The organism is Noviherbaspirillum sp. UKPF54 (assembly GCF_007874125.1).
GTDB lineage: Bacteria > Pseudomonadota > Gammaproteobacteria > Burkholderiales > Burkholderiaceae_D > Noviherbaspirillum.
Window position 1 is genome coordinate 2,737,510 of sequence record NZ_CP040128.1, and the last position, 22,078, is coordinate 2,759,587.

At 61.4% G+C, this 22,078-nt stretch carries 22 protein-coding genes; 6 read left to right on the forward strand and 16 right to left on the reverse strand.

Annotation, left to right across the window (positions count from 1 at the left end; all coding sequences use genetic code 11):
• Window positions 1-136: 136 nt before the first annotated feature.
• Genes FAY22_RS12580 through FAY22_RS12590 form a run of 3 tightly spaced genes read right to left on the reverse strand, consistent with a single transcriptional unit; the run spans window position 137 to window position 2,811 of the window.
• Window positions 137-919, reverse strand: coding sequence for an enoyl-CoA hydratase (locus tag FAY22_RS12580; RefSeq protein ID WP_146330523.1), 783 nt, complete (start codon window positions 917-919; stop codon window positions 137-139).
• Window positions 906-1,829 (reverse strand): ribosome biogenesis GTPase YlqF, encoded by a 924-nt coding sequence (gene ylqF, locus FAY22_RS12585; protein ID WP_146330524.1) that lies wholly within the window; start codon window positions 1,827-1,829, stop codon window positions 906-908. Before ylqF ends, FAY22_RS12580 begins: the two co-directional genes overlap by 14 nt.
• A gap of 49 nt (window positions 1,830-1,878) precedes the next feature.
• Entirely contained in the window at window positions 1,879-2,811 is a 933-nt protein-coding gene (locus FAY22_RS12590; RefSeq protein ID WP_146330525.1) for a histone deacetylase family protein, read from the reverse strand.
• A 193-nt stretch (window positions 2,812-3,004) separates the two neighbouring features.
• Here FAY22_RS12590 and FAY22_RS12595 point away from each other — a divergent pair, with 193 nt between their 5' ends.
• The 4 genes from FAY22_RS12595 to mltB are packed head-to-tail and all read left to right on the forward strand — an operon-like array spanning window position 3,005 to window position 8,065.
• Window positions 3,005-3,925 (forward strand): MoxR family ATPase, encoded by a 921-nt coding sequence (locus FAY22_RS12595; protein ID WP_146330526.1) that lies wholly within the window; start codon window positions 3,005-3,007, stop codon window positions 3,923-3,925.
• A 13-nt stretch (window positions 3,926-3,938) separates the two neighbouring features.
• Window positions 3,939-4,931 (forward strand): DUF58 domain-containing protein, encoded by a 993-nt coding sequence (locus FAY22_RS12600; protein WP_146330527.1) that lies wholly within the window; start codon window positions 3,939-3,941, stop codon window positions 4,929-4,931.
• A gap of 48 nt (window positions 4,932-4,979) precedes the next feature.
• Entirely contained in the window at window positions 4,980-6,962 is a 1,983-nt protein-coding gene (locus FAY22_RS12605; RefSeq protein ID WP_246860499.1) for a DUF3488 and transglutaminase-like domain-containing protein, read from the forward strand.
• Window positions 6,953-8,065: a lytic murein transglycosylase B gene (gene mltB / locus FAY22_RS12610; protein ID WP_146330529.1), complete on the forward strand. Its 1,113-nt coding sequence runs from the start codon at window positions 6,953-6,955 to the stop codon at window positions 8,063-8,065. Before FAY22_RS12605 ends, mltB begins: the two co-directional genes overlap by 10 nt.
• Here mltB and FAY22_RS12615 read toward each other — a convergent pair.
• Window positions 8,062-8,598: a YaeQ family protein gene (locus FAY22_RS12615; RefSeq protein WP_146330530.1), complete on the reverse strand. Its 537-nt coding sequence runs from the start codon at window positions 8,596-8,598 to the stop codon at window positions 8,062-8,064. The genes mltB and FAY22_RS12615 overlap by 4 nt on opposite strands.
• A gap of 125 nt (window positions 8,599-8,723) precedes the next feature.
• Here FAY22_RS12615 and FAY22_RS12620 point away from each other — a divergent pair, with 125 nt between their 5' ends.
• Entirely contained in the window at window positions 8,724-9,329 is a 606-nt protein-coding gene (locus FAY22_RS12620) for a DUF1415 domain-containing protein (RefSeq protein ID WP_146333433.1), read from the forward strand.
• Between the two features lie 473 nt (window positions 9,330-9,802).
• A complete protein-coding gene (locus FAY22_RS12625; protein WP_246860500.1) occupies window positions 9,803-10,165 on the forward strand; it encodes a hypothetical protein in 363 nt (120 codons plus the stop codon).
• A 16-nt stretch (window positions 10,166-10,181) separates the two neighbouring features.
• Here the strand turns inward: FAY22_RS12625 and cysM are convergent, their stop codons facing one another.
• The 12 genes from cysM to hisC all read right to left on the reverse strand — a co-directional run bounded on the left by cysM (window position 10,182) and on the right by hisC (window position 22,029).
• Window positions 10,182-11,084: a cysteine synthase CysM gene (cysM, locus tag FAY22_RS12630; protein WP_146333435.1), complete on the reverse strand. Its 903-nt coding sequence runs from the start codon at window positions 11,082-11,084 to the stop codon at window positions 10,182-10,184.
• 134 nt (window positions 11,085-11,218) lie between these two features.
• Complete coding sequence (locus tag FAY22_RS12635) at window positions 11,219-11,575, reverse strand: helix-hairpin-helix domain-containing protein (protein WP_146330531.1); 357 nt, start codon at window positions 11,573-11,575, stop codon at window positions 11,219-11,221.
• Window positions 11,576-11,691: 116 nt separating this feature from the next.
• The gene (rfaE1, locus tag FAY22_RS12640; protein WP_146330532.1) at window positions 11,692-12,612 is read right to left on the reverse strand and encodes a D-glycero-beta-D-manno-heptose-7-phosphate kinase; all 921 of its coding nucleotides are present in this window, start codon (window positions 12,610-12,612) and stop codon (window positions 11,692-11,694) included.
• 5 nt (window positions 12,613-12,617) lie between these two features.
• Complete coding sequence (locus tag FAY22_RS12645) at window positions 12,618-13,991, reverse strand: UDP-glucose/GDP-mannose dehydrogenase family protein (protein WP_146330533.1); 1,374 nt, start codon at window positions 13,989-13,991, stop codon at window positions 12,618-12,620.
• Between the two features lie 34 nt (window positions 13,992-14,025).
• Window positions 14,026-15,201 carry a lipopolysaccharide assembly protein LapB gene (gene lapB, locus FAY22_RS12650; RefSeq protein WP_146330534.1) on the reverse strand — a complete coding sequence of 392 codons (1,176 nt, stop codon included), beginning with the start codon at window positions 15,199-15,201 and terminating at the stop codon, window positions 14,026-14,028.
• A 43-nt stretch (window positions 15,202-15,244) separates the two neighbouring features.
• Window positions 15,245-15,556: a lipopolysaccharide assembly LapA domain-containing protein gene (locus FAY22_RS12655; RefSeq protein WP_146330535.1), complete on the reverse strand. Its 312-nt coding sequence runs from the start codon at window positions 15,554-15,556 to the stop codon at window positions 15,245-15,247.
• A gap of 232 nt (window positions 15,557-15,788) precedes the next feature.
• Window positions 15,789-16,094, reverse strand: coding sequence for an integration host factor subunit beta (locus FAY22_RS12660; RefSeq protein WP_040041521.1), 306 nt, complete (start codon window positions 16,092-16,094; stop codon window positions 15,789-15,791).
• A gap of 12 nt (window positions 16,095-16,106) precedes the next feature.
• Window positions 16,107-17,783 carry a 30S ribosomal protein S1 gene (gene rpsA / locus FAY22_RS12665; protein WP_246860501.1) on the reverse strand — a complete coding sequence of 559 codons (1,677 nt, stop codon included), beginning with the start codon at window positions 17,781-17,783 and terminating at the stop codon, window positions 16,107-16,109.
• Window positions 17,784-17,934: 151 nt separating this feature from the next.
• Window positions 17,935-18,609: a (d)CMP kinase gene (gene cmk / locus FAY22_RS12670; RefSeq protein WP_146330537.1), complete on the reverse strand. Its 675-nt coding sequence runs from the start codon at window positions 18,607-18,609 to the stop codon at window positions 17,935-17,937.
• 57 nt (window positions 18,610-18,666) lie between these two features.
• Window positions 18,667-19,992, reverse strand: a complete 1,326-nt coding sequence (gene aroA, locus FAY22_RS12675) for a 3-phosphoshikimate 1-carboxyvinyltransferase (protein WP_146330538.1) — start codon at window positions 19,990-19,992, stop codon at window positions 18,667-18,669.
• A complete protein-coding gene (locus FAY22_RS12680) occupies window positions 19,992-20,888 on the reverse strand; it encodes a prephenate dehydrogenase/arogenate dehydrogenase family protein (protein ID WP_146333436.1) in 897 nt (298 codons plus the stop codon). The genes aroA and FAY22_RS12680 overlap by 1 nt, the downstream gene beginning before the upstream one ends.
• A gap of 34 nt (window positions 20,889-20,922) precedes the next feature.
• Window positions 20,923-22,029, reverse strand: coding sequence for a histidinol-phosphate transaminase (hisC, locus tag FAY22_RS12685; RefSeq protein WP_146330539.1), 1,107 nt, complete (start codon window positions 22,027-22,029; stop codon window positions 20,923-20,925).
• Window positions 22,030-22,078: the final 49 nt, after the last annotated feature.

Here is a 22,078-nt window from a genome sequence, read left to right on the forward strand (position 1 = left end):
TGAAAGGGACAATACCGAAGTGAAGGAACGGTAGTTAGGGAGTTTTCGTGCTGCAATGCAGCAGAAACAACCAGGAATCCAAACTTTGGGCCATCAGCTTAATAACACCCTTGTTCTCTGGATTTGTCGAGACGGCTTACTTCTTCCAGTCGGGCGCGCGCTTTTCGACGAACGCCTGCACGCCTTCGAGCGCCGCCTCGTCCATCATGTTGCATGCCATGGTCTGCCCTGCGAGCTGATAGGCGGCTTCGACTCCCATCTCCAGCTGCTTGTAGAACAGCTGCTTGCCCATGGCGATTGCCACTGAGGGTTTTGCGAGTATGCTCGCCGCCAGCCTGCCCACCTCGGCATCGAGTTCTTCCGACGCCACCACCCGGTTTACCAAGCCACGCTCGCGCGCCGTGTCCGCGTCGATGAATTCGCCGGTCAACAGCATTTCCATCGCCTGCTTGCGCGAAACGTTGCGCGCCAAGCCCACCGAGGGCGTCGCGCAGAACAGGCCGTAATTCACGCCCGAAACCGCGAACTTCGCGTCGCGCGCCGCCACCGCCAGGTCACACATCGCCACCAGCTGGCATCCGGCCGCAGTGGCAATGCCCTGCACGCGCGCGATCACCGGCTGCGGCATGTGCTGGATCGCCAGCATCATCTTGCTGCACTGGTTAAACAGCTTCCTGTAATACTCATGCGAAGGCTGCGCGCGCATCTGCTTCAGGTCGTGCCCGGCGCAAAAAGCCTTGCCGGAGGCCGCAAGCACCACCACGCGCACGCTGTCGTCGGCCTTGAGAGTATCCAATTCGGCCTGCAGCGCCGCCATCATCTCTTCCGACAGCGGATTGAACCTGTCTCCGCGGTTGAGGGTCAGCGTAGCGACGCCGTCAATCACGGACTTGAGCACATACGGGCTATCGTTCGTCATCGTCCCCCTCCTCTTCCTGTTCCTTCGGCAAACCCAGCGACGGCGGCGGCTGGTAGCTTGCGAGCAGTGCCTCCCGGCTCTGCGGCGTTTCCAGGCTGATGCGCCCCAGGGCGCCGCTGCGATAATCCAGCAGCAGCGTATGTGCCGCCTTTTCGAAATCCAGGTCGCCACCCTTCAAGCGGAACGCTCGCCGCTTGGCGATGCCTTCAATCACGGAAACACCGTCGATGCCTTCGGTCGGGAATCCGTAGCGCGCAGCGAGCAGCTGCGGATAACGGCCAAGCAGCAAGTCCGCCAGGAACGTCGCGACCTCTTCCTCGATCACGGCATTGACGCCGACCGCATGGCTGGCGGCCAGCATCAGGCCGTCGGTGGGATGCTCGATCTTCGGCCACAGCATGCCGGGCGTATCGACCAGCACCATGTTATTGCCCAGATACAGGCGCTGCTGCGTCTTGGTCACCGCCGGCTCGTCGCCGACGGCGGCCACGCGCTTCTTGAGCAAGGCGTTCATCAGCGTCGATTTGCCGACGTTCGGGATGCCCATGATCATCATGCGCAAGGGTTTTAATGCGGTGCCGCGATGCGGCGCCAGCTTCATGGCGAGATTCGGGACTTTCGCGACGTCGGCCGGCTTCTTGCAGCTCAGCGCCACCGCCGTGGTGTCTTTCTGTGCGTTGTAAAACTCAATCCATGCCTTGGTGGCGGCAGGATCGGCCAGATCGGCCTTGTTGAGGATTTTCAGGCAGGGGCGCTGCCGGTGGCGGCGCAACTGCTCGATCATCGGATTGGTGCTGGCCTGCGGCAGGCGCGCATCGACCACCTCGATGACCAGGTCGGTCTTTTCCATGGATTCCGCCGCCTTCTTGCGGGCGGCGTTCATGTGACCGGGGAACCATTGTATGGACATGCGGGAATTTCTTGAGAAGGGGCAATTCGCTATTTTACCCGCTGCCCGCTCAATCGATTCCGGCCAATACCCGCAAATGGGCGACGACGCTGCGGCCGAGGGCCGACAGGTTGTAGCCGCCTTCCAGGCAGCTGACGATGCGTCCCTGCGCGTATTGCTGCGCGATCGTCACCACCTGCTGCGTGATCCACGCATAGTCTGCTTCCACCAAGCCCAGCTGGCCGAGGTCGTCTTCGCGGTGGGCATCGAAGCCGGCGGAGATGAAAATCATCTCGGGCCGATGCCGGTGCAGCGCGGGCAGCCATTGCTCGCTGATCAGCTGGCGCACCAGCTCGCCTTTGCTGTAGGCCGGAACCGGCACATTTACCATGTTGTCGGCCGGCCGCAGTTCGCTGTACGGATAAAACGGATGCTGGAAGAAGCTGACCATCAGCACCCGCGGGTCGTCGCGAAAGATCTCTTCGGTGCCGTTGCCATGATGAACATCGAAATCGACAATCGCCACGCGCTTGAGGCCGCGCACTTCCAGGGCATGCTTGGCCGCGATCGCAACGTTATCGAACAGGCAAAAGCCCATCGCTTCATCGGGGCGCGCATGATGCCCCGGCGGGCGGATGGCGCAAAACGCGTTCTCGAGCTCGCCCGCGATGACCGCGTCGGTGGCCGCCACCGCTGCGCCCGCCGCCCTGAGCGCGGCCTTCCAGCTGTGCGAGTTCAGGAACGTGTCCGGGTCCAGCGGATAATATTCGGACTCGCCCAGTGACGCCGCCCTGTCGCGCACCCGGGCGATCGCCTCCGGCGTGTGGACGCGTTCGATGTCGGCAAGATCGACCGCCGGCGCTTCGCGGTGCTCCAGCAGGATGCCGATGTGGCTGGCGATCAGCTGGTCTTCGATCGCCTGCAGGCGATCAGGGCATTCCGGGTGCCAATGGCCCATTTCGTGGCGCTTGCAATCGGGATGGGTGTAGATGGCGGTGGTCATGGAACGATGTACCGTGATGTTCTCGAATAGAATCTGAGGTTCGTTCCGCGCCCTGCGACGCGGAAGACGGGATGTGTTAATAGTGTAGCCAAGAAAATGATGTAATACAGGTATACGTTAATTTGCAGCGTTTGCGCGCGCTCAATCAGGAATAAGAAGACCGTTTGTCCGTTCCACTCACTCCGGGAAATTCATGTTCGCCAAAGTCCACGCCGTCGCCCAGCAAGTCAGCCAGATCGTCGTCGGAAAAGACTTGCAGATCCGCCAGTCGCTGGTGTGCCTGCTGGCTGGCGGCCATCTGCTGATCGAGGATGTGCCGGGCGTGGGCAAGACCACGCTGGCGCACGCGCTCGCGATCTCGCTCGGGCTGAAATTCAACCGGCTGCAATTCACCAGCGACCTGCTGCCGGCCGATGTGATCGGCGTATCGATTTTCGACCGTGAAAAGAATGGCTTTGTTTTCCACCCCGGGCCTGTTTTCACGCAAGTGCTGCTGGCCGACGAGATCAACCGCGCCACGCCCAAGACCCAGTCCGCCCTGCTGGAAGCGATGGAAGAGCGGCAAGTGACCGCCGACGGCGTCACCCGCGACCTGCCGCGGCCTTATTTCGTAATCGCAACGCAGAATCCGGCGCACCAGATCGGCACCTTCCAGCTCCCGGAATCGCAGCTCGACCGCTTCCTGATGTGCCTGTCGCTCGGCTATCCCGATGCCGCCGCCGAACGCGCCCTGCTGATGGGCGAAGACCGGCGCGCGATGCTCAGGTCGCTGCCGACGGCCATGCATCCGGAGGAACTGCTGGCGGCACAGGCCGCACTGAAGAATATCCACGCCTCGCCGGCGCTGATCGATTACCTCCAGGCGCTGGCGCAGGCCTCGCGCCGGAGCGGCCTGTTTTCCGAAGGGCTGAGCCCTCGCGCGACCATCGCACTGCTGCACGCGGCGCGCGCCTGGGCCGCGCTGGAAGGCCGCAACCACGTCATCCCGGAAGACGTGCAGGCGGTGCTGGTGCCGGTGGCCGCGCACCGCCTGCGCCCGCTGAAGGACGGCGGCAGCACGGCGCTGGGCAGCCGCGACCTGGTGCTGCAGTTAATGAAGTCGGTGCCGGTGTAGAGAGATCGGCACCATGCTCAGCGCGCTGGAACACAGCATCCGCAAACGCGCCAGCAAGTGGCTGTTCCGCTTGCGCGGCGCCGAGACGGGCGAGGTTTTCCTGAACCAGCGGCGCGTCTTCATCATGCCGACCCACCCGGGGCTGATCTTTTGCGTGATGCTGTTCGCGCTGTTCATCGCCTCGGTCAATTACAACCTGAGCCTGGGCTTCGGCTTCACCTTCCTGATTGCCGGATGCGCGCTGGTCGACATGTACCTCACCTTCCGCAACCTCGCGTACCTGCACCTGGCCGCCGGGCGCGCCAAGCCAGTGTTCGCCGGCGAACACGCGCAATTCGAACTGCACCTGATCAACCGACGCAACTACGACCGCTATGCGATCTGGCTGGATTTCGCAGCCGACGACAGGCCGGAACTGGCTCAGGCGGCCGACGTCGCAGCCCACGCCTCGCGCAGCGTCGTGCTGGCCACGCCGGCGCACGCGCGCGGCTGGCTGCCGGCGCCGCGCGTGCGCCTGCAGACCCGTTTCCCGCTCGGTCTGCTGCGCGCCTGGAGCTACTGGCAGCCCGATGCGCAGGCGCTGGTCTATCCGCGTCCGGAAGACGACGCGCCGCCGCTGCCCCAAGCCGGCGTGGAAAACGGCAGCGGCCCGGCCGCAGCCGGCCAGGACGACTTTGCCGGGATTCGCGGCTATCAGGCAGGCGACTCGCCACGGCGGCTGGCATGGCGCCACATCGCGAAGATCGACATCGCGCTCGGCGGCCCGCTCGTGACCAAGCATTTCGAAGGCGGCACCACCACCGAGATCGTGATCGACCTCTCCGCCCTGCCGCACCGCCTCGACCTCGAAGTCCGGCTGTCGCGCATGACGCGCTGGGTGATCGAGGCCGAAGCGCGCGGCCTGCCTTACGCATTCCGGCTGGGCGACGTCAATTTCCCCGCCACGCTCGGCCCGGCGCACCAGGACGCCTGCCTGCGCGCATTGGCGTTATTTGGAAAGGTCTGAAGCGGCATGCGACCCGAGCCCGCTTTTCAACCGCTCCGGCAGCGCGCCATGCGCCCACTGTCGCGCGACAAGGCCGACATGCTGTTGCTGCTGTTTTCCTGCGGGCTGGTGCTGCTGCTGCACGTCGGCCATCTGCCGGCATGGGTATTTCCTTCCTGCGCCGCCATCCTGCTATGGCGCGGCTGGATCACCTTCCGTGGCAACCGCATGCCGCCGCACTGGATCTTGCTGCCGGTTGCGCTGCTGGCCATGGGCGGCGTGTTCGCCAGCTACCGCACCTGGTTCGGGCGCGATGCCGGCGTTGCGATGCTGGCGCTGCTGCTCACCCTGAAGCTGCTCGAAATGCACGCCCGGCGCGACCTGTTCGTGGCGCTGTTCCTGAGCTTTTTCCTGATCCTGGCCGGCTATTTCTATTCGCAATCGATCGGCACCGCGCTCTTGACCATCGTCGCGGTTCTGGCGATCCTGACCACGCAATTGTCTTTTCAGTACACCGGCACCGTGCCGCCGCTGGCGCAGCGCCTGCGCCTGGGAGCGAAGATCCTGCTGCTGGCCGCGCCGCTGATGCTGGCGCTGTTCGTATTGTTCCCGCGCATCCAGGGGCCGTTATGGGGTATGCCGGACGATGCGCAAGCCGGCCGCAGCGGCCTGTCGGACACCATGTCGCCGGGGAATATCGCCCGGCTCGCGCTGTCGGACGAGATCGCATTCCGCGTCAAGTTCTTCGACCCGGTGCCGGCCAAATCGCAGCTGTACTGGCGCGGCATCGTGCTCGGCAAGTATGACGGACGCACCTGGTCGCCGCCGCAGGCGCACCAAGGTGGCGGGCAAATCGTCATCAATACGCGCGGCGCGCCTACCCGCTACCAGGTGACGCTGGAGCCGCATGGCCGGCGCTGGCTGTTCGCGCTGGACGTGCCGCGCGCGTTGCCTATCCTTGCTGGGAATCCCGCCGTCGCCACGCCCGACTTGCAACTTCTGTCATCACAGCCGATCAGCGACAGGGTGCGTTACGATGCAACGTCGTTTGTCGATTTCGACCTGCAACCGAATGCGCCGCCGTCGGTCTTACCGCAATGGCTGGAGCTTCCCCCCGGCTTCAATCCGCGCACGCAAGCGCTCGCCGCGCAATTGCGTAGTCAAGCAGACAACAATGAAGAAATCATCCATGCCGCGCTGCGGTTGTTCCGTGAACAAGGCTTTCGCTATACGCTCGAACCGCCGCCGCTGGGCAGGCATGCGGTCGACGAATTCCTGTTCTCCACCCGCGCCGGCTTCTGCGAACACTATTCCGGCGCGTTTGTCGTGCTGATGCGCGCCTCGGGCATTCCGGCGCGCGTGGTGACCGGCTATCAGGGAGGCGAAATCAATCCGGCCGACGGCTTTCTGACGGTGCGCCAGTCGGACGCGCACGCGTGGGCGGAAGTCTGGCTGGACAGGCGCGGCTGGGTGCGCGTCGATCCGACCGCAGCGGTATCGCCGGATCGGGTCGAACGCAACCTCGCCAGCGTCATCCCGCGCCGCGCATTCGGCGGCCTGATCACGCTGGACGGCAGCCGCAGCGCGTGGATCGCGCGCCTGCGCCAGAACTGGGAAGCCGTCACCAACGCATGGAACCAGTGGGTGTTGAACTACACGCCGGAAAAGCAAAGGAATTTTTTCAGGGCGCTCGGCTTTGACAAGGTCGATTGGCGTACCATGGCGATCGTCATGCTGGCCGTCGGCGCCGCCGTGATGGCCGCTATCCTGCTACCCTTGCTGGCGGGCCGGCCAAAACGCGACCCGATCGACGCGACCTACCAGTCGCTATGCCGGCGCATGGCAAAGCTCGGTTATCCGCGCGCGCCGCACGAAGGGCCGCGCGCTTACGGCGCGCGCCTGAGTGCGCACGATTCGCCGTTGCCCACCGCCACGAAGGCGGCAATCGGGCGCTTTCTGGCGCTCTATGAAACAGTCCGGTATGGCGCGCCGGAGAAAGCGCCGCTATCCTACCTCTCTCAATTGAAAACCCTGTTAGCTGAATGTCGATGATTTTCTTGAAGTACGCCGGCCGTTGCGCGGTTCTCTCCTCGCTGCTGGTCGCAGTCGCCGCACACGCCGGTTCGCATCCCAAACAAGCCACTGCCAAATCCGCGATCCGCAAAGTCGCAGCCGCTCCCGACGACCTCGGCGAATTCGCCAACTTCACGCAATGGAAAGATGTGTCCGAGTTCATCGACCAGATGGTCGACAAGCATGGATTCGAGCGTGCCGAACTGGAATCGATTTTCCGCAAGACGCGCTACGTCGACACCACCATCCAGTTGATTAAGCCGGCGCCGCCGGGCCGCCCCAAGAACTGGCACGCGTACCGTGAGCGCTTCGTCGAACCGGTGCGCATCAATGCCGGCGTCGCCTTCTGGAACGCCAATGCCGAGGCGCTGGCGCGCGCGGAAGAACAATACGGCGTGCCGGCCGAAATCATCGTAGGCATCATCGGCGTGGAAACCATCTACGGCCGCAACACGGGCAACTTCCGCGTGCTCGACGCGCTGACCACGCTGGCCTTCGATTATCCCGACACGCCCAATCGCGAATCGCGCATGAAATTCTTCCGCGGCGAGCTGGAAAACACGCTCCTGTTCGCGCGCGACTCGGCGATCGATCCATTTACGCTGCTGGGCTCGTATGCCGGCGCGATCGGCTGGCCGCAGTTCATGCCGGGCAGCATACGCAAGTACGCAGTGGATTTCGATGGCGACGGACGTATCGACTTGCGCAATTCGCCGGTCGACGCGATCGGCAGCGTTGCGCACTTCCTGGCTGAACACGGCTGGCAGCGCGGCGAACCGATCGCGTTCCCGGCTTCCGTGTCGAACGCCGAGAGCAGCCGTTCATGGGACGTCTTCATCGGCCAGGGATTGGAAGCCAAGTTCACGCTCGACGAGCTGAAAGCGGCCGGCGTGACGCCGGGCGTGGAGCCGCCGGCTGGCATGCAGTTCGGCTTGGTCGACCTGCAGAACGGCGGCGAGCCGACCGAGTACTGGCTCGGCGCGGCCAATTTCTTCGCCATCACCCGCTACAACCGCAGCTTCTTCTATGCCATGTCGGTGGTCGACCTGGGTCGCGCGGTACGCAGCGCGCGCGGCAGCTAGGCTTTCAGCATGACCGGATCGAGCTGCACGGTTTGCTCGCCGCAGCTCATCCAGACCTGTCCATCCTGGATCGTGCACTGCGCCTGCATCGTGCGCTGCGCCAGTTTTGCCAGCGCCGTGGTGGCATCCGTCGGCAGGTTCACGACGCGCAGGTTCCTGGCGCGCTCGACCTTGCCCGCAACCTGGTTCCACCAGACGTGGCTGGTCGCGCTGTAGCTGTAGACCACGACCTGCGCCGCGCGCCCGCACGCCTTGAGCATGCGCTTTTCATCCGGCTGCCCGACCTCGACCCAGAGTTCGATCGCGCCGGTCAGATCCTTTTGCCACAGGTCGGGCTCGTCGTCGGCGCTCAAGCCCTTGCCGAATGCCAGCGCCTCGTGCGCATGCAGGGCGAACGCCAGCAGGCGTACCATCATGCGCTCATCGGTTTCGGAGGGGTGGCGCGCGATGGTCAGCGCATGGTCGCCGTAATAATTGCGATCCATGTCGGCGACCTGCAGATCGGCCTTGAAGATGGTTGCTTTGAGAGCCATGACGTGTAGGGGCAACGCGATGCATAGTGAGGCCGGCAACTGTACAGGAAAGATCCGGGCGGCGCCACTTCGCCGCCGCACCGGCAGCCGCGGCGCAGCATAATGGCGATTTGCGGACCGATATGATGAGCACGCCGGACAGCCTTTCTTCCAACGATGTGATCGCCGCCACCCGCCGCTGGGTGGAAAATGCCGTGATCGGCTTGAATCTGTGCCCGTTCGCGAAAGCGGTTTACGTGCGCGAACAGATCCGCTTTGTCGCCAGCGCCGCAAGCACGCCGCTCGAACTGCATGATGAACTGGTCAAGGAATTGCTCCTGCTGCGCGACGCGCATCCGGAGGAAATCGACACGACCTTGCTGATGCATCCTCGCGTACTGACGAACTTCCTCGACTACAACGATTTCCTCGACGTAGTCGACGCCACCGTCGACGAGCTGGGACTAGCAGGACAAATCCAGGTCGCCAGCTTTCATCCGCAGTACCAATTCGCGGGCACTGCGCCGGACGATATCGAAAACCATACCAATCGCGCGCCTTATCCTACGCTGCACCTGCTGCGCGAATCGAGCATCGATCGCGCGGTCGCCGCTTTTCCGGAGGCGAGCGACATTTTCAACAGGAATATCGCAACGATGCGCAGCCTAGGGTTGGAAGGCTGGAACCGGTTGATGGCAACTTTCCATACGCACCAGGCAATGACCTGGAATAATGAAAAGCAAAAGAACTAAACATCGCTGCTTTGCTCAAATGCTGGCAAAGCTTCTAGCGCAGAATGCGCAGGACCTTTAATGCGCATCTAACAACAGCTTGTCGTTGAAAAATCCGGTTGTGGCTTATCAAACAGATCCATACCCGCGCTAGTTAGAATGCCGTCGAACTCGTGCAATTCGCCCTGGCCGCTTGGTATTGGTTATCCGTCGCGACTACAAATCGCACCGCGCTAGTTCCATTCGCACCGGTTGTCCCGACTCATGCTTATTCGTACAGCAACAGCGACAGCTGATTTGGATAGCTAAATATTGCAATTTTGAAATTTTTTCACTATATTGCAACAATGCAACGTATGTCGCAAAGCGTCAACCTATCTTTACAAGCCATAGATGTTGCTTATTTTGAGATTGTGTCCTTAAAGACAACATTTTAAGAAATATGGCTTGCATTTCTCTGTACAACGAATTTGCAATATGGAATTATTGAGACTATGACTACTCAATCAGACAACACCAATACCATGAACAGCAATCGTCTTGCCGACCAGGTGAATTACGACCCCAATAACCTGTTGGATGCGCTGATCGAAAAACTCAATCTCAAGAACGATGCGGCATTGTCGCGCGCGCTTGAAGTGGCGCCGCCAGTGATCAGCAAGATCCGCCATCGCCGCCTGCCGGTGGGCGCGTCGCTGCTGATCCGCATGCACGAAGTGAGTGATCTCAGCATCAAGGAACTGCGCACGCTGATGGGCGACCGCCGCGACAAGTTCCGCATCAGCGACAAGCAGTTCAAGCCGAAGGAGCCGCTCGGCGGCAACATCTCCGAGCAGCACGAAGAAGCGGCCGAATAAGCCGGCGTTCTTCCTGCTAGGCCGGGAAGACGCCCGTAGACAAATAGCGGTCGCCGCGGTCGCACACGATGAACACGATGGTCGCGTTCTCCACCGTATTTGCAATGCGTAACGCGACTTCGCAGGCCCCGGCGGATGAAATGCCGCAGAAAATCCCCTCCTCCATCGCCATCCGGCGCGCCATCTGCTCTGCCGCCGCCTGGCTCACGTATTCCAACTGATCGACGCGCGTCTTGTCGTAAATCTTCGGCATGTATGCTTCAGGCCATTTCCGGATGCCCGGGATTTGCGATCCCTCCTCCGGTTGCGCGCCGATGATCCGGATTTCCGGATTCTGTTCCTTCAGATAGTGCGACACGCCCATGATGGTGCCGGTCGTGCCCATCGCGCTGACGAAGTGGGTGATGCGCCCGCCGGTATCGCGCCAGATTTCCGGCCCCGTGCCTTCGTAATGCGCGCGCGGATTGTCGGGATTGGAAAACTGGTCAAGGATGATTCCCTGGCCTTCCTTTTGCATCTGCTCGGCCAGGTCGCGCGCATACTCCATGCCGCCAGTCTTCGGCGTCAGGACAATCCTGGCGCCATAGGCTGCCATGCTCTGCCGCCGCTCCTCGCTCAGGTTTTCCGGCATGATCAGCACCATCTTGTAGCCACGCATGGCGGCGGCCATCGCCAGGGCGATACCGGTATTGCCGCTGGTTGCCTCGATCAGCGTATCGCCGGGCTTGATATCGCCCCGCTCTTCCGCGTGCTTTATCATCGACATTGCCGGGCGATCCTTGACGGAACCAGCTGGATTATTTCCCTCCAGCTTCCCAAGGATCACGTTATTGCGACGCGCGGCTTCAGTGCCAGGAATACGTTTGAGCTGCACCAACGGCGTGTTGCCGATCGTGTCTTCAATAGTCAGATAAGGCATGGCGGCTTTCGACTGCTTCAGGAAAAGCATCATTTTAATCGGAGTCGCATGCGTGCGTATGGCTCGCATTTTCCGGCGGCACAAACAAAAAACCCCGCGGTTCGCACCGCGGGGCTTGATTGAGCCAGCTCGAGTTATTTCTTCGACTCGCCTTTCTTGGAATCCTTTTTCGTTTCCTTTGCGTCGGCTTTGGCAGGTGTACTTTCGCCTGCGGGAGTCTTGAGCGACTGACCGTTGACGGTCAGGCCGTTGGCGGACAGCTTGGCGGCGCTCTTTTCGCCGATTCCCTTGACCCGCTTTTCCAGATCGGGCCAATCCTTGAAGTCGCCGCCCTTTTTGCGCTCGTCGATAATTGCCTTCGACGTCTTCGGCCCAATGCCCTTGATGCCGTCGAGTGCGGCTTGGTCGGCCTTGTTGACGTCAACTTCGGCAAAAGCGAAGCCCATGGTCGCAATGAGCGCCGCCATACCCAGTAACAGCTTTTTGAACATATGCCATATCTCCAAGTAGATTGAGGGTCGGAATGGACGCCGTGCGCGCCCTCCGATTGATACTAACGCCCGCCAGCCACCATGGTTGACAAAATGTCATTTAAATTTGTGCGTTTTTAACCGAACAGCTCTTCCCTGGTGACAGTGGCAGTACCCAATTTCCCGACAACAATGCCGCCAGCCCGATTGGCGATCGAAACAGCCTCGGCCAGCGGCAAGCCGTTGCCTAGCATCGCTGCCAATGTCGCGATGACCGTATCCCCCGCGCCAGATACGTCGAACACTTCGCGCGCAATGGTCGGGATGTGGGTGACCTCGCTCTCCGTATATAGCGACATTCCCTCTTCAGAACGCGTCAGCAGCAACGCTTCGAGTTCCAGCGCGCTGCGCAGGCGCTGCGCCTTTTCGGTCAGCTCGGCTTCGGTCTTCCAGGAGCCGACCACGTGCCGCAGTTCCGACTTGTTTGGCGTCAAGATCGACGCTCCCTTGTAGCGCGAAAAATCGTCGCCCTTGGGATCGACCAGAATGCGCTTGCCGGCCTTTCTTGCCGCGGCAATCATGTGCGTCACGTTGACCAGGCTACCTTTGGCGTAATCGGACAACACGATCACGTCGTATTCTGGCAGCAGCGCATTGAACTGGCTCAGCTTGTCGCGCAAGACGGTTTCGCTGGGCGGATCCTCGAAATCGATGCGCAGCAACTGCTGCTGGCGCCCGATCACGCGCAGCTTGATGATGGTGGGGATGGCCGCGTCGCGATTGAGGTAGCTGTTGATGTGCAAGCCCGTCACCAGTTCCTGCACCGCGTCGCCCGCCTCGTCCTTGCCGACCACGCCGAGCAGCCCGGTGTAGGCGCCCAGCGCGACGGCATTGCGCGCCACGTTGGCGGCACCGCCCAGCCTCTCTTCGCGGCGTTCCACCCGCACCACCGGCACCGGCGCTTCCGGCGAGATCCGGCTGACATCGCCGAACCAGTAACGGTCCAGCATCACATCGCCGACCACCAGGATGCGTGCGGCGTTCAAGTTTTTCTGCATGGGATTCATGATCTGGTCAGTACGGAACGGCCGATACCGTGATATTCAAAGCCGGCGTCGCCGATCACATCCGGCTCGAACAGGTTGCGGCCGTCGAAAATGATCGGCGCCTTGAGCAGGGATTTGACCAGGTCGAAATCCGGGCTGCGGAAAGCCTTCCACTCGGTCACGATCGCCAAAGCATCGGCACCGCGCAAGGTCTCCATCGGGCTCTCGGAGAAACGGATACGCTCCAGCAGTTGCGGCGCATCGGCAAAGTCCAGCGCCAGCACGCGCTTGGCTTCTGCCATCGCCACCGGATCGTGGACCGCCACCGTGGCGCCGCGCTCGATCAGCTGGCGCAGCAGAACGCGCGACGAGGCTTCGCGCATATCGTCGGTATTCGGCTTGAAGGCGAGCCCCCATACCGCGAAGTGTTTGCCGGCCAGATTTTCGCCGAAACGCTCGACGATCTTCCTGCCCAGCACATGCTTCTGATGATGATTGACCTCTTCCACCGCCCGCAAGATCAGCAGGTCCTGACCATAATCGCGCGCAGTGCGCTCCAGCGCCTGCACATCCTTCGGGAAGCAGGAGCCGCCGTAGCCGCAGCCGGCATACAGGAAGCTGTAGCCGATACGCGGATCGGAGCCGATGCCATGCCGCACCGCTTCGATGTCGGCGCCCACCTTGTCGGCCAGGTTGGCGAGCTCGTTCATGAACGAAATACGGGTGGCGAGCATTGCGTTCGCCGCATACTTGGTGAATTCAGCCGAGCGCACGTCCATCCAGAAGGTGCGCTCGTGGTTGCGGTTGAACGGCGCATAGAGCTTCTTCATCAGCGCATGCGCCTGCTGGCCTTCGGGCGTGTCGTCGCAGCCGATCACGATACGGTCGGGGCGCATGAAGTCTTCCACCGCAGCCCCCTCTTTCAGGAACTCCGGATTCGACACCACCGAGAATGTCGCACCGGCCTCGCGTGCCGTGAGCTCTTCCTGAATTGCCGCACGCACCTTGTCGGCTGTCCCTACCGGCACGGTCGACTTGTCGACAACGACCTTGAAGCCGTTCATATAGCGGCCGATGTTGCGCGCCGCGGCCAGCACATACTGCAGGTCGGCCGAGCCGTCTTCATCGGGCGGCGTGCCGACCGCAATGAACTGGATGTCGCCGTGCGCCACGCTCGCGGCGACATCGGTCGAAAACGTCAGGCGCCCGGCGTCACGGTTGCGCGTAACAATATCCTCCAAGCCGGGCTCGTGGATCGGAATGCCGCCGTTGTTCAGGATATCGATTTTCTTCTGGTCGACGTCCAGGCAAAACACGTTATTGCCCAGCTCCGCCAGGCAGGCTCCGGTGACTAGGCCGACGTAGCCAGTGCCGATGATGGTAATTTTCATGATGATTTAGCGCTTGCTGCCCTTGCGGGCAAAATTAATTCATAACGTTGAGTTCTTCGGTGCGGCGCGGCGGATAGCTTTCCCAGTGACTGCAGCCGGGGCACTGCCAATAGAACTGGCGCGCCTTGAAGCCGCAATGGCTGCACTGATACCGCGCCAGCTTCTGCGTATAGCCATGCACGAGGTTCTTCACCAGCGAAAGCTCGGGGCGCACCTCGGGCCGCGCCTCCATCAGGCGCGCTTCGAGCAGCTTGTCCAGCCCGAGCAAGGTCGGCGTACGGCGCAACTCGTCGCTCACCAGCTGATTCGCCGCCTCCACGCCGTCGAGTTCCAGCACCGCCTTGAACACCACTTCCAGCAGGTCGATCGACGGCGCCTCGGCCAGGTAGCTCGTCAATAGGTTAAGGCCTTCCTGCGGCCGGCCGACGGCACGGTAGCCGTCCATCAGCCGCTGCGCCACCAGCGCCACATGCGGCACGCTTTGCTGCTCGACGCGGCGCCATGCCAGCAGCGCCGCCTCGGTGTCGCCCTTGGCCAGATAGGCATCGCCCGTCAGGATGGCGGCGCGCACGTTCGTGCGGTCGGCCGCCAATGCCTTTTCCAGCATTGCCAGCGCCGCATCCGGATGGGTGTGGACCAGTTCGTCCTGCGCCAGCTCGCAATAGAATTGCGCGATTTCCTTCTGCCGCGCGCCGGCGCCCGAGTCCTGCAAGGCGCGTGCCGCCTCGATGGCGCGCATCCATTCCTTTTCACGCTGGTAGATTTCGAGCAGTGCCCTGCGCGCCTGCGCGCCGTACTGCGTATCGACCAGGTGGTTGAAGGTCTCTTCCGCGCGATCCAGCAATCCCGCCTTCAGGTAGTCCTGCCCCAGTTCGTACTGGGAATGCACCTGGTATTCCTGCGGCAGGTCGGGGCGCGCCAGCAGGTTCTGGTGGACGCGGATGGCGCGCTCGATCTCGCCGCGGCGGCGGAACAGGTTGCCCAGCGCGAAGTGCAGCTCGACCGTTTCCGGATCGAGCTTGACGATTTCGATGAAGGCGTCGATCGCCTTGTCGGGCTGCTCGTTCAATAAAAAGTTAAGCCCTTTGAAATAGCCGCGCGGCAGACTGCGCGATTCCGACAGGAGCTGTTTGATATCGACACGCGCGGCGATCCAGCCAAGGCCGAAAAAAATTGGGATGCCAAGCAGCCACCAGGTTTCGAATTCCATGCTTTATGTTGTTATCGTAAATAGTCGGGCTCGCCCGGGGCCGTCACTTGCTGACCACGCCGTCCGGCGGCGGCTGCAATTGCGCCATGCGCTGCGCCTCATGGTCCTTTTCCATCGTCGCGATCGTTTTCTTGTGCTTCGTGAGGTCGCGGCGGTGGCGAAACACGGTGGGCATCATGGCGAGGATTCCGAGAACCGTGCCGCCCATGAAAAATGCGAGCAGCAGCAATACCAGCGGCGCCCGGATTTCATAGCCCAAAAAGAAGTGCAACGCGGCCTCCTGCGTGTTCTTAAGCGCAAAGACAAAGAACACGAAAAAGAGCATGGCCGCAACGATTCTGAAAACAATTTTCATGCCGCAAGCTCCTCCTTATTGGGACGGCGCAAAAGTGACTCCGGCCGCGATGAAATTACCGGCTATTCGCGGCAGTTCCTCTTCTTTAACAACAATCGGATGGCGAGAGAAACCGAAATTGTACGTGAAACGAAGTTCCGGTAAAGACAAACTTGCACCGCAAGACAAGAGTCTGCAATGCAAAAATAAAAAACGGCATCCGAGGATGCCGTTTTGATTTCCTGCGAATAACTCAGTCTTCCTTGATCGGTTGCCCGACCATCGCATCCACCCGCTCCCGCAATTCCTTGCCGGGCTTAAAGTGGGGCACCCGCTTTTCCGGCACCATCACCTTGTCACCCGATTTCGGATTGCGCCCGATACGCGGCGGACGGCTATTTAGCGCAAAGCTGCCGAAACCACGAATTTCGATGCGCTGACCGTTAGACAGCGCGTCGGCCATCGCATCGAGAATGGTTTTGACCGCGAAATCCGCATCCTTTGCAACCAGTTGCGGATATCGCTCAGCCAAGCGGGCAATCAGCTCCGACTTTGTCATTAACCCCGAACCTTATTGCTTGTTGTCGAGCTTTGCCTTCAGCAGGGCGCCCAGGCTGGTGGTGCCGGAAGCGGCAGCGGAATCCGCCGACATCTTCTGCATGGCTTCCTGGGTCTCGGCATTGTCCTTCGCCTTGATCGACAGCTGAATGCTGCGAGCCTTGCGGTCGACGTTGATCACCATTGCTTCGATCTTGTCGCCAACCTTCAGGTGCGTACCGGCATCTTCCACGCGATCGCGGGAGATTTCGGAAGCGCGCAGATAGCCTTCGACTTCATCGTTCAGCGCGATGACTGCGCCCTTCGGCTCGACCGATTTCACGGTGCCGGACACGACTGCGCCCTTGTCGTTCAGTGCAACGAAGTTGTTGAACGGATCGCCTTCGAGCTGCTTGACGCCCAGCGAAACACGCTCGCGCTCGACGTCGATCGCCAGCACGACGGCTTCCAGCTCGTCGCCCTTCTTGAACTTGCGCACGGCTTCTTCGCCGGCTTCGGTCCAGGACAGGTCGGACAGGTGCACCAGGCCGTCGATGTTGCCCGGCAGGCCGATGAACACGCCGAAGTCGGTGATCGACTTGATCGCGCCCTTCACCTTGTCGCCCTTCTTGTGGTTCATCGCGAAGTCTTCCCACGGATTCGGCTTGCACTGCTTCATGCCGAGGGAGATACGGCGACGCTCTTCGTCGATTTCCAGGACCATGACTTCAACTTCGTCGCCCAGCTGGACAACCTTGTTCGGAGCCACGTTCTTGTTGGTCCAGTCCATTTCGGACACGTGCACCAGGCCTTCGATGCCTTGCTCGACTTCCACGAACGCACCGTAGTCGGTCAGGTTGGTGACCTTGCCGAACAGGCGGGTGCCTTGCGGGTAGCGACGGGACAGGCCAGTCCACGGATCGTCGCCCAGTTGCTTGACGCCGAGGGACACGCGGTTCTTTTCCTGATCGTACTTGAGGACCTTGGCGGTGATTTCCTGACCGACGGACAGCACTTCCGACGGGTGACGCACACGGCGCCATGCGAGATCGGTGATGTGCAGCAGGCCATCGATGCCGCCCAGGTCAACGAACGCGCCGTAGTCGGTGATGTTCTTGACGATACCGGTGACGACGGTGCCTTCCTTCAGGGTTTCCATCAGCTTGGCGCGCTCTTCGCCCATCGATGCTTCGATGACGGCGCGGCGCGACAGCACGACGTTGTTACGCTTGCGATCCAGCTTGATGACCTTGAATTCCAGGGTCTTGCCTTCGTACGGCGTGGTGTCCTTGACCGGACGGGTGTCGACCAGCGAACCCGGCAGGAAGGCACGGATGCCGTTGGTCAGAACGGTCAGGCCGCCCTTGACCTTGCCATTGACGGTGCCGGTCACGATTTCGCCGGACTCCATCGCCTTCTCGAGCGCGAGCCAGGAAGCCAGACGCTTGGCCTTGTCGCGCGACAGGATGGTGTCGCCGAAACCGTTTTCGAGCGATTCGATCGCAACGGTGACGAAGTCGCCAACCTGGACTTCGAGTTCGCCGCTGTCGTTCTTGAATTCTTCGATAGGAATGAATGCTTCGGATTTCAGGCCGGCATTGACGATCACAAAATTGTGGTCGAGACGAACGACTTCAGCCGAAATCACTTCACCGGAACGCATATCCTGACGGGACAGGGATTCCTCGAACAGGGCTGCAAAGCTTTCCATACCGGTTGATTGTTGTTGCGCAGTAGACATAAATTTGAAAAGGTTTGGCCAGTATTGATCGGGTCTAATCGATTGCATACTGGGTTAGGTTCATCAACACCCGACAAGGCCTTGCGCCAAGCCGGGCTCCGCTACAAAAACAGTGCATTGATTACATCTGTTTTTTTACTGCCGCGTACCACTGAAGCACCTGTTCGACCGCCTGATCGGCCGTCATGTCCGAGGTATCCAGAAAATGCGCCCCTTCCGCCGGCTTCAACGGAGCCACGGCGCGATTCGAATCACGCGCATCCCGCTCCCTCAAATCCTTGAGAAGATCTTCCATACTAGCAGAAAAACCCTTCTCAATCAATTGCTTATATCGCCTTTGGGCACGCGCCTCCACGCTTGCGGTAAGGAACACTTTCAACGTCGCATGGGGGAAAATCACCGTCCCCATATCGCGCCCGTCGGCGACCAGGCCGGGAGCGATCTTGAAGCTGTGCTGCAGGCTGGCCAGCGCATGGCGCACGGTTGGCAAAGCAGCTATTTTCGATGCGGTATTGCCCACTTCCTCGGCACGAATGGCATTGGAGACATTCTCGTTGGCGAGCCATATTTCATCGCCAAGGAACTTGCATGGCAACTTTTCGGCCAGCTTGGCCAAGGCATGCTCGTCATTCAACGCAACGTCATGCCGCAGCGCGGACAAGGCGGTCAGGCGATACAAGGCCCCCGAATCCAGATAATGGAAACCGAGATGCAATGCCACGCGGTGCGCAACCGTCCCCTTGCCGGATGCGGTTGGCCCGTCGATGGTGATCACCGGAATGGAGTATGTTTGCATTATTAACAATCAAAAAGGCCGAGCTTATCCACCCGCCCGGCGGTATCACCGGCGTGCTTAAAACAGATCGTTGCGCGCTACGCTGGCAAAGGCGTCGAAATATTCCGGAAACGTCTTGGCAACACATTGCGGGTCATTGATCCGCACCGTATTCCCCTTACGCCCGGCACCATTGAGCGTTGCCAGGGAAAAGCACATTGCCATGCGATGGTCGTCGTAGGTATCGATGGCGGCGCTGCGGATTTGCTCAGGCGGCGTCACGCGCAAATAGTCGGCGCCTTCCTCGACGCTCGCGCCCAGCTTGCGCAGTTCGGTCGCCATCGCGGCGATCCGGTCGGTTTCCTTCACGCGCCAGCTGCCGATGTTGCGCAAGGTGCTCGGTCCGTCGGCATACAGCGCGGCCACCGCGATCGTCATCGCCGCATCGGGAATATGGTTGAAATCGGCATCGATCGCCTTCAGCACGCCATTGGAACGCGCTTCGATCCAGTTGTCGCCCATCGTGATGGTCGCGCCCATCTTTTCCAGCGCTTCGACAAAGCGCACGTCGCCCTGGATACTGTCGCGTCCGACGCCCTCCACCCGCACCGGCCCGCCGGCAATGGCGCCGGCTGCGAGAAAATACGACGCCGACGAGGCATCGCCTTCGACGTGAATCGCCCCGGGGCTGACGTAACTCTGGCCGGACGCGACCGTAAACGACTGCCACGCGTTGCGCTCGACCGCCACACCGAAGCGACGCATCAGATTCAAGGTGATCTCGATATAGGGCTTGGAAATCAGCTCGCCGACCACCTCGATCGTGACCGCTTGGTCGCGCGCCATCAAGGGAGCGGCCATCAGCAGCGCCGTCAGGAACTGGCTGGAGACATTGCCCTTGACCTGCATGCGCTGCGCGTGGATATGGCCGCGCCGGATGTGCAGCGGCGGGTAACCCGGCTGCCCCGTGTATTCGATGCTCGCGCCAACCGCGTTCAAGGCGTCGACCAGGTCGCCGATCGGCCGCTCATGCATGCGCGACACGCCGTGCAAGGTATAGTCGCCGCCGATTGCCGCCAGCGCCGCCGTCAGCGGCCGGATAGCCGTGCCTGCGTTGCCCATGAAGAGATCGGCCTGGTGTACCGGGAGAGCACCGCCGGCGCCGTGCACGGTGTATTGCCGCGTTTCTCCGACCTGCTTCCATTGGATTCCCAGCTTTTGCAACGCCATCAGCATCACATGGGTATCGTCGGAGGCCAGCAGGTCGTGGATATCGGTCGTGTCACGGGCCAGCGCGGCCAGCAGCAAAATGCGGTTGGAAATGCTTTTCGAACCCGGCAGCCGCACCGTGCCTTGCGCATGCATGGCCGGCTGCAGGTCCAGATGATGGGGATAGTGCTTCATTAGTCGCCGCCTTGTCTGTTCTGTTGTTCCGCCGCCTCGATGGTGCAAATCCAGTTATGCCGCGCGCGCTGCGCGTTCGCATAGACCGCTTCGAGCGCGCCGCCGTCGGCCTCGGCCAGCATGGCGCGCAACTGCGCCAGCTGCGTCATGTAGGCATCCAGCTCGCCGAGCAACGCCGCCTGGTTTGCCAGCGAAATGTCGCGCCACATTTCGGGCGACGAGCCGGCGATCCGCGTGAAATCGCGAAAGCCGCTGGCGGCATACTGGAACAGCAAATCGGCATGCGGCTTCTTGGCGATGTCGTCCACCAGCGCGTACGCCAGCAGATGCGGCAGGTGGCTGACCGCCGCGAAGACCCGGTCGTGCTCCTGAGGCGTGAGCTGATGAATGATCGCGCCGCACAACCGCCACGCGCTCGCCACGCGAGCCACATCCTCCGCCGTGTTTTCGGGAAGCGGCGCGAGTACCACTTTTTTGCCGATATATAAATCGACGATCGCAGCTTCGGGACCGTTCTGCTCGCGTCCGGCGATCGGGTGGCCCGGAACGAATTGCGCGATCTTGCCGCCAAGCGCCTTGCGCGCCGCCGCGACCACGTCTGACTTGGTGCTGCCCGCGTCGGTCACTACCGTTCCCGGTTGCAGGTGCGGCGCCATCGATGCCAGTATCTGTTCGGTCTGCGCCACCGGCGCGGCCACCAGGATCAGGTCGGCGCCGTCGACGGCTTCCGCCACCGAGCTGCCGATCGAGTCGATGATGCCGAGTTCCTTCGCGCGTTCCAGCGAAGCGGCGCTGCGCCCCATACCGACGACCTGCGCCACCGCGCCGGCGCTTTTCAGCGCCAGGGCAAACGAGCCGCCGATCAGGCCGACGCCAAAAATTGATATTTTCTTCAGCACGAGAAATCGCTCAATGTCGTTCGCTGCCGGCTCAGGTCAATGCCTTTTTCAATGCGTCGATGAAGATCGCGTTCTCGTCCGGCAGGCCGATCGAGATGCGCAGCCACTGCGGCAAACCATAGTTGCCCACTGGACGGACGATCACGCCCTGCTTCAGCAATGCGAGGTTGAGGCGCGCGCCGGCGCCGTCGTCGTTGCCGACCTTGACCAGCACGAAATTGCCGTATGAAGGGACATACTCCAGGTCCATCGCATCGAATGCCTGCGTCAGCTGGCGGTAGCCGTCCTCGTTGAGCCGCGCGCTCCTTTGCAGGAATGCACTGTCGTTCAACGCCGCGATCGCCGCCGCCTGGGCCAGCGAATTGACGTTGAAAGGCTGGCGGATGCGGTTGAGCAGGTCGGTGATCGCCGGCTGCGCAATGCCAAAGCCGACGCGCAGGCCGGCCAGGCCGTAGGCTTTCGACATGGTGCGAGACACCAGCAGGTTCGGATATTCGCGCACCCATGCCGTCGACTCGTATTGCAGTTCCGGCGCGAGATACTCGTTGTACGCTTCATCCAGCACCACAACGATATTGCGCGGCACGACCTTCAGGAAAGCTTCGATGTCCGCGGCGGGAATGAAGGTGCCGGTCGGATTGTTCGGATTGGCGATGAAAATCAGCCTGGTATCCGCGGTTGTCGCATTGGCCATCGCTGCAAGGTCGTGGCCGTAATGCTTTGCCGGCACCACGATCGCACGGCCGCCCACGGCCTGCGTCGCCAGCGCATACACGGCGAACGAATATTGGGAGTAGATCACCGACTGCCCCGGCTGCACGAACGCATGCGCGGCCAGTTCAAGGATGTCGTTGCTGCCGTTGCCGAGCGTGATCCATTCCTGCGGCACGCCGTACTTGGCGGCGATTGCCTGCTTCAGCTCGAACCCGTTCGCGTCCGGATAGCGTCCGATATCGGCGACGGCTTCCAGCATCGCTTGCCTCGCCGACTCCGGCATGCCGAGCGGATTTTCGTTGGAAGCGAGCTTGACGATTTTCGACTCGTCCAGGCCGAACTCGCGCGCGACTTCCGCGATCGGCTTGCCGCCCTGATAGGGAGCGATGGCGCGAACGTAATCAGGTCCGAATTGAATTGACATAGAAGATTCCAGATGAGTGAGCCATTCGCCATCTGTGGCAAACGGCGAT

What these genes read in the sequence shown, in the direction of transcription:
- FAY22_RS12580 (WP_146330523.1), bottom strand. Translation starts at nt 919, where the DNA reads ATGACGAACGATAGCCCGTATGTGCTCAAGTCCGTGATTGACGGCGTC.
- ylqF (WP_146330524.1), bottom strand. Translation starts at nt 1,829, where the DNA reads ATGTCCATACAATGGTTCCCCGGTCACATGAACGCCGCCCGCAAGAAG.
- FAY22_RS12590 (WP_146330525.1), bottom strand. Translation starts at nt 2,811, where the DNA reads ATGACCACCGCCATCTACACCCATCCCGATTGCAAGCGCCACGAAATG.
- FAY22_RS12595 (WP_146330526.1), top strand. Translation starts at nt 3,005, where the DNA reads ATGTTCGCCAAAGTCCACGCCGTCGCCCAGCAAGTCAGCCAGATCGTC.
- FAY22_RS12600 (WP_146330527.1), top strand. Translation starts at nt 3,939, where the DNA reads ATGCTCAGCGCGCTGGAACACAGCATCCGCAAACGCGCCAGCAAGTGG.
- FAY22_RS12605 (WP_246860499.1), top strand. Translation starts at nt 4,980, where the DNA reads ATGCGCCCACTGTCGCGCGACAAGGCCGACATGCTGTTGCTGCTGTTT.
- mltB (WP_146330529.1), top strand. Translation starts at nt 6,953, where the DNA reads ATGTCGATGATTTTCTTGAAGTACGCCGGCCGTTGCGCGGTTCTCTCC.
- FAY22_RS12615 (WP_146330530.1), bottom strand. Translation starts at nt 8,598, where the DNA reads ATGGCTCTCAAAGCAACCATCTTCAAGGCCGATCTGCAGGTCGCCGAC.
- FAY22_RS12620 (WP_146333433.1), top strand. Translation starts at nt 8,724, where the DNA reads ATGAGCACGCCGGACAGCCTTTCTTCCAACGATGTGATCGCCGCCACC.
- FAY22_RS12625 (WP_246860500.1), top strand. Translation starts at nt 9,803, where the DNA reads ATGACTACTCAATCAGACAACACCAATACCATGAACAGCAATCGTCTT.
- cysM (WP_146333435.1), bottom strand. Translation starts at nt 11,084, where the DNA reads ATGCCTTATCTGACTATTGAAGACACGATCGGCAACACGCCGTTGGTG.
- FAY22_RS12635 (WP_146330531.1), bottom strand. Translation starts at nt 11,575, where the DNA reads ATGTTCAAAAAGCTGTTACTGGGTATGGCGGCGCTCATTGCGACCATG.
- rfaE1 (WP_146330532.1), bottom strand. Translation starts at nt 12,612, where the DNA reads ATGCAGAAAAACTTGAACGCCGCACGCATCCTGGTGGTCGGCGATGTG.
- FAY22_RS12645 (WP_146330533.1), bottom strand. Translation starts at nt 13,991, where the DNA reads ATGAAAATTACCATCATCGGCACTGGCTACGTCGGCCTAGTCACCGGA.
- lapB (WP_146330534.1), bottom strand. Translation starts at nt 15,201, where the DNA reads ATGGAATTCGAAACCTGGTGGCTGCTTGGCATCCCAATTTTTTTCGGC.
- FAY22_RS12655 (WP_146330535.1), bottom strand. Translation starts at nt 15,556, where the DNA reads ATGAAAATTGTTTTCAGAATCGTTGCGGCCATGCTCTTTTTCGTGTTC.
- FAY22_RS12660 (WP_040041521.1), bottom strand. Translation starts at nt 16,094, where the DNA reads ATGACAAAGTCGGAGCTGATTGCCCGCTTGGCTGAGCGATATCCGCAA.
- rpsA (WP_246860501.1), bottom strand. Translation starts at nt 17,783, where the DNA reads ATGGAAAGCTTTGCAGCCCTGTTCGAGGAATCCCTGTCCCGTCAGGAT.
- cmk (WP_146330537.1), bottom strand. Translation starts at nt 18,609, where the DNA reads ATGCAAACATACTCCATTCCGGTGATCACCATCGACGGGCCAACCGCA.
- aroA (WP_146330538.1), bottom strand. Translation starts at nt 19,992, where the DNA reads ATGAAGCACTATCCCCATCATCTGGACCTGCAGCCGGCCATGCATGCG.
- hisC (WP_146330539.1), bottom strand. Translation starts at nt 22,029, where the DNA reads ATGTCAATTCAATTCGGACCTGATTACGTTCGCGCCATCGCTCCCTAT.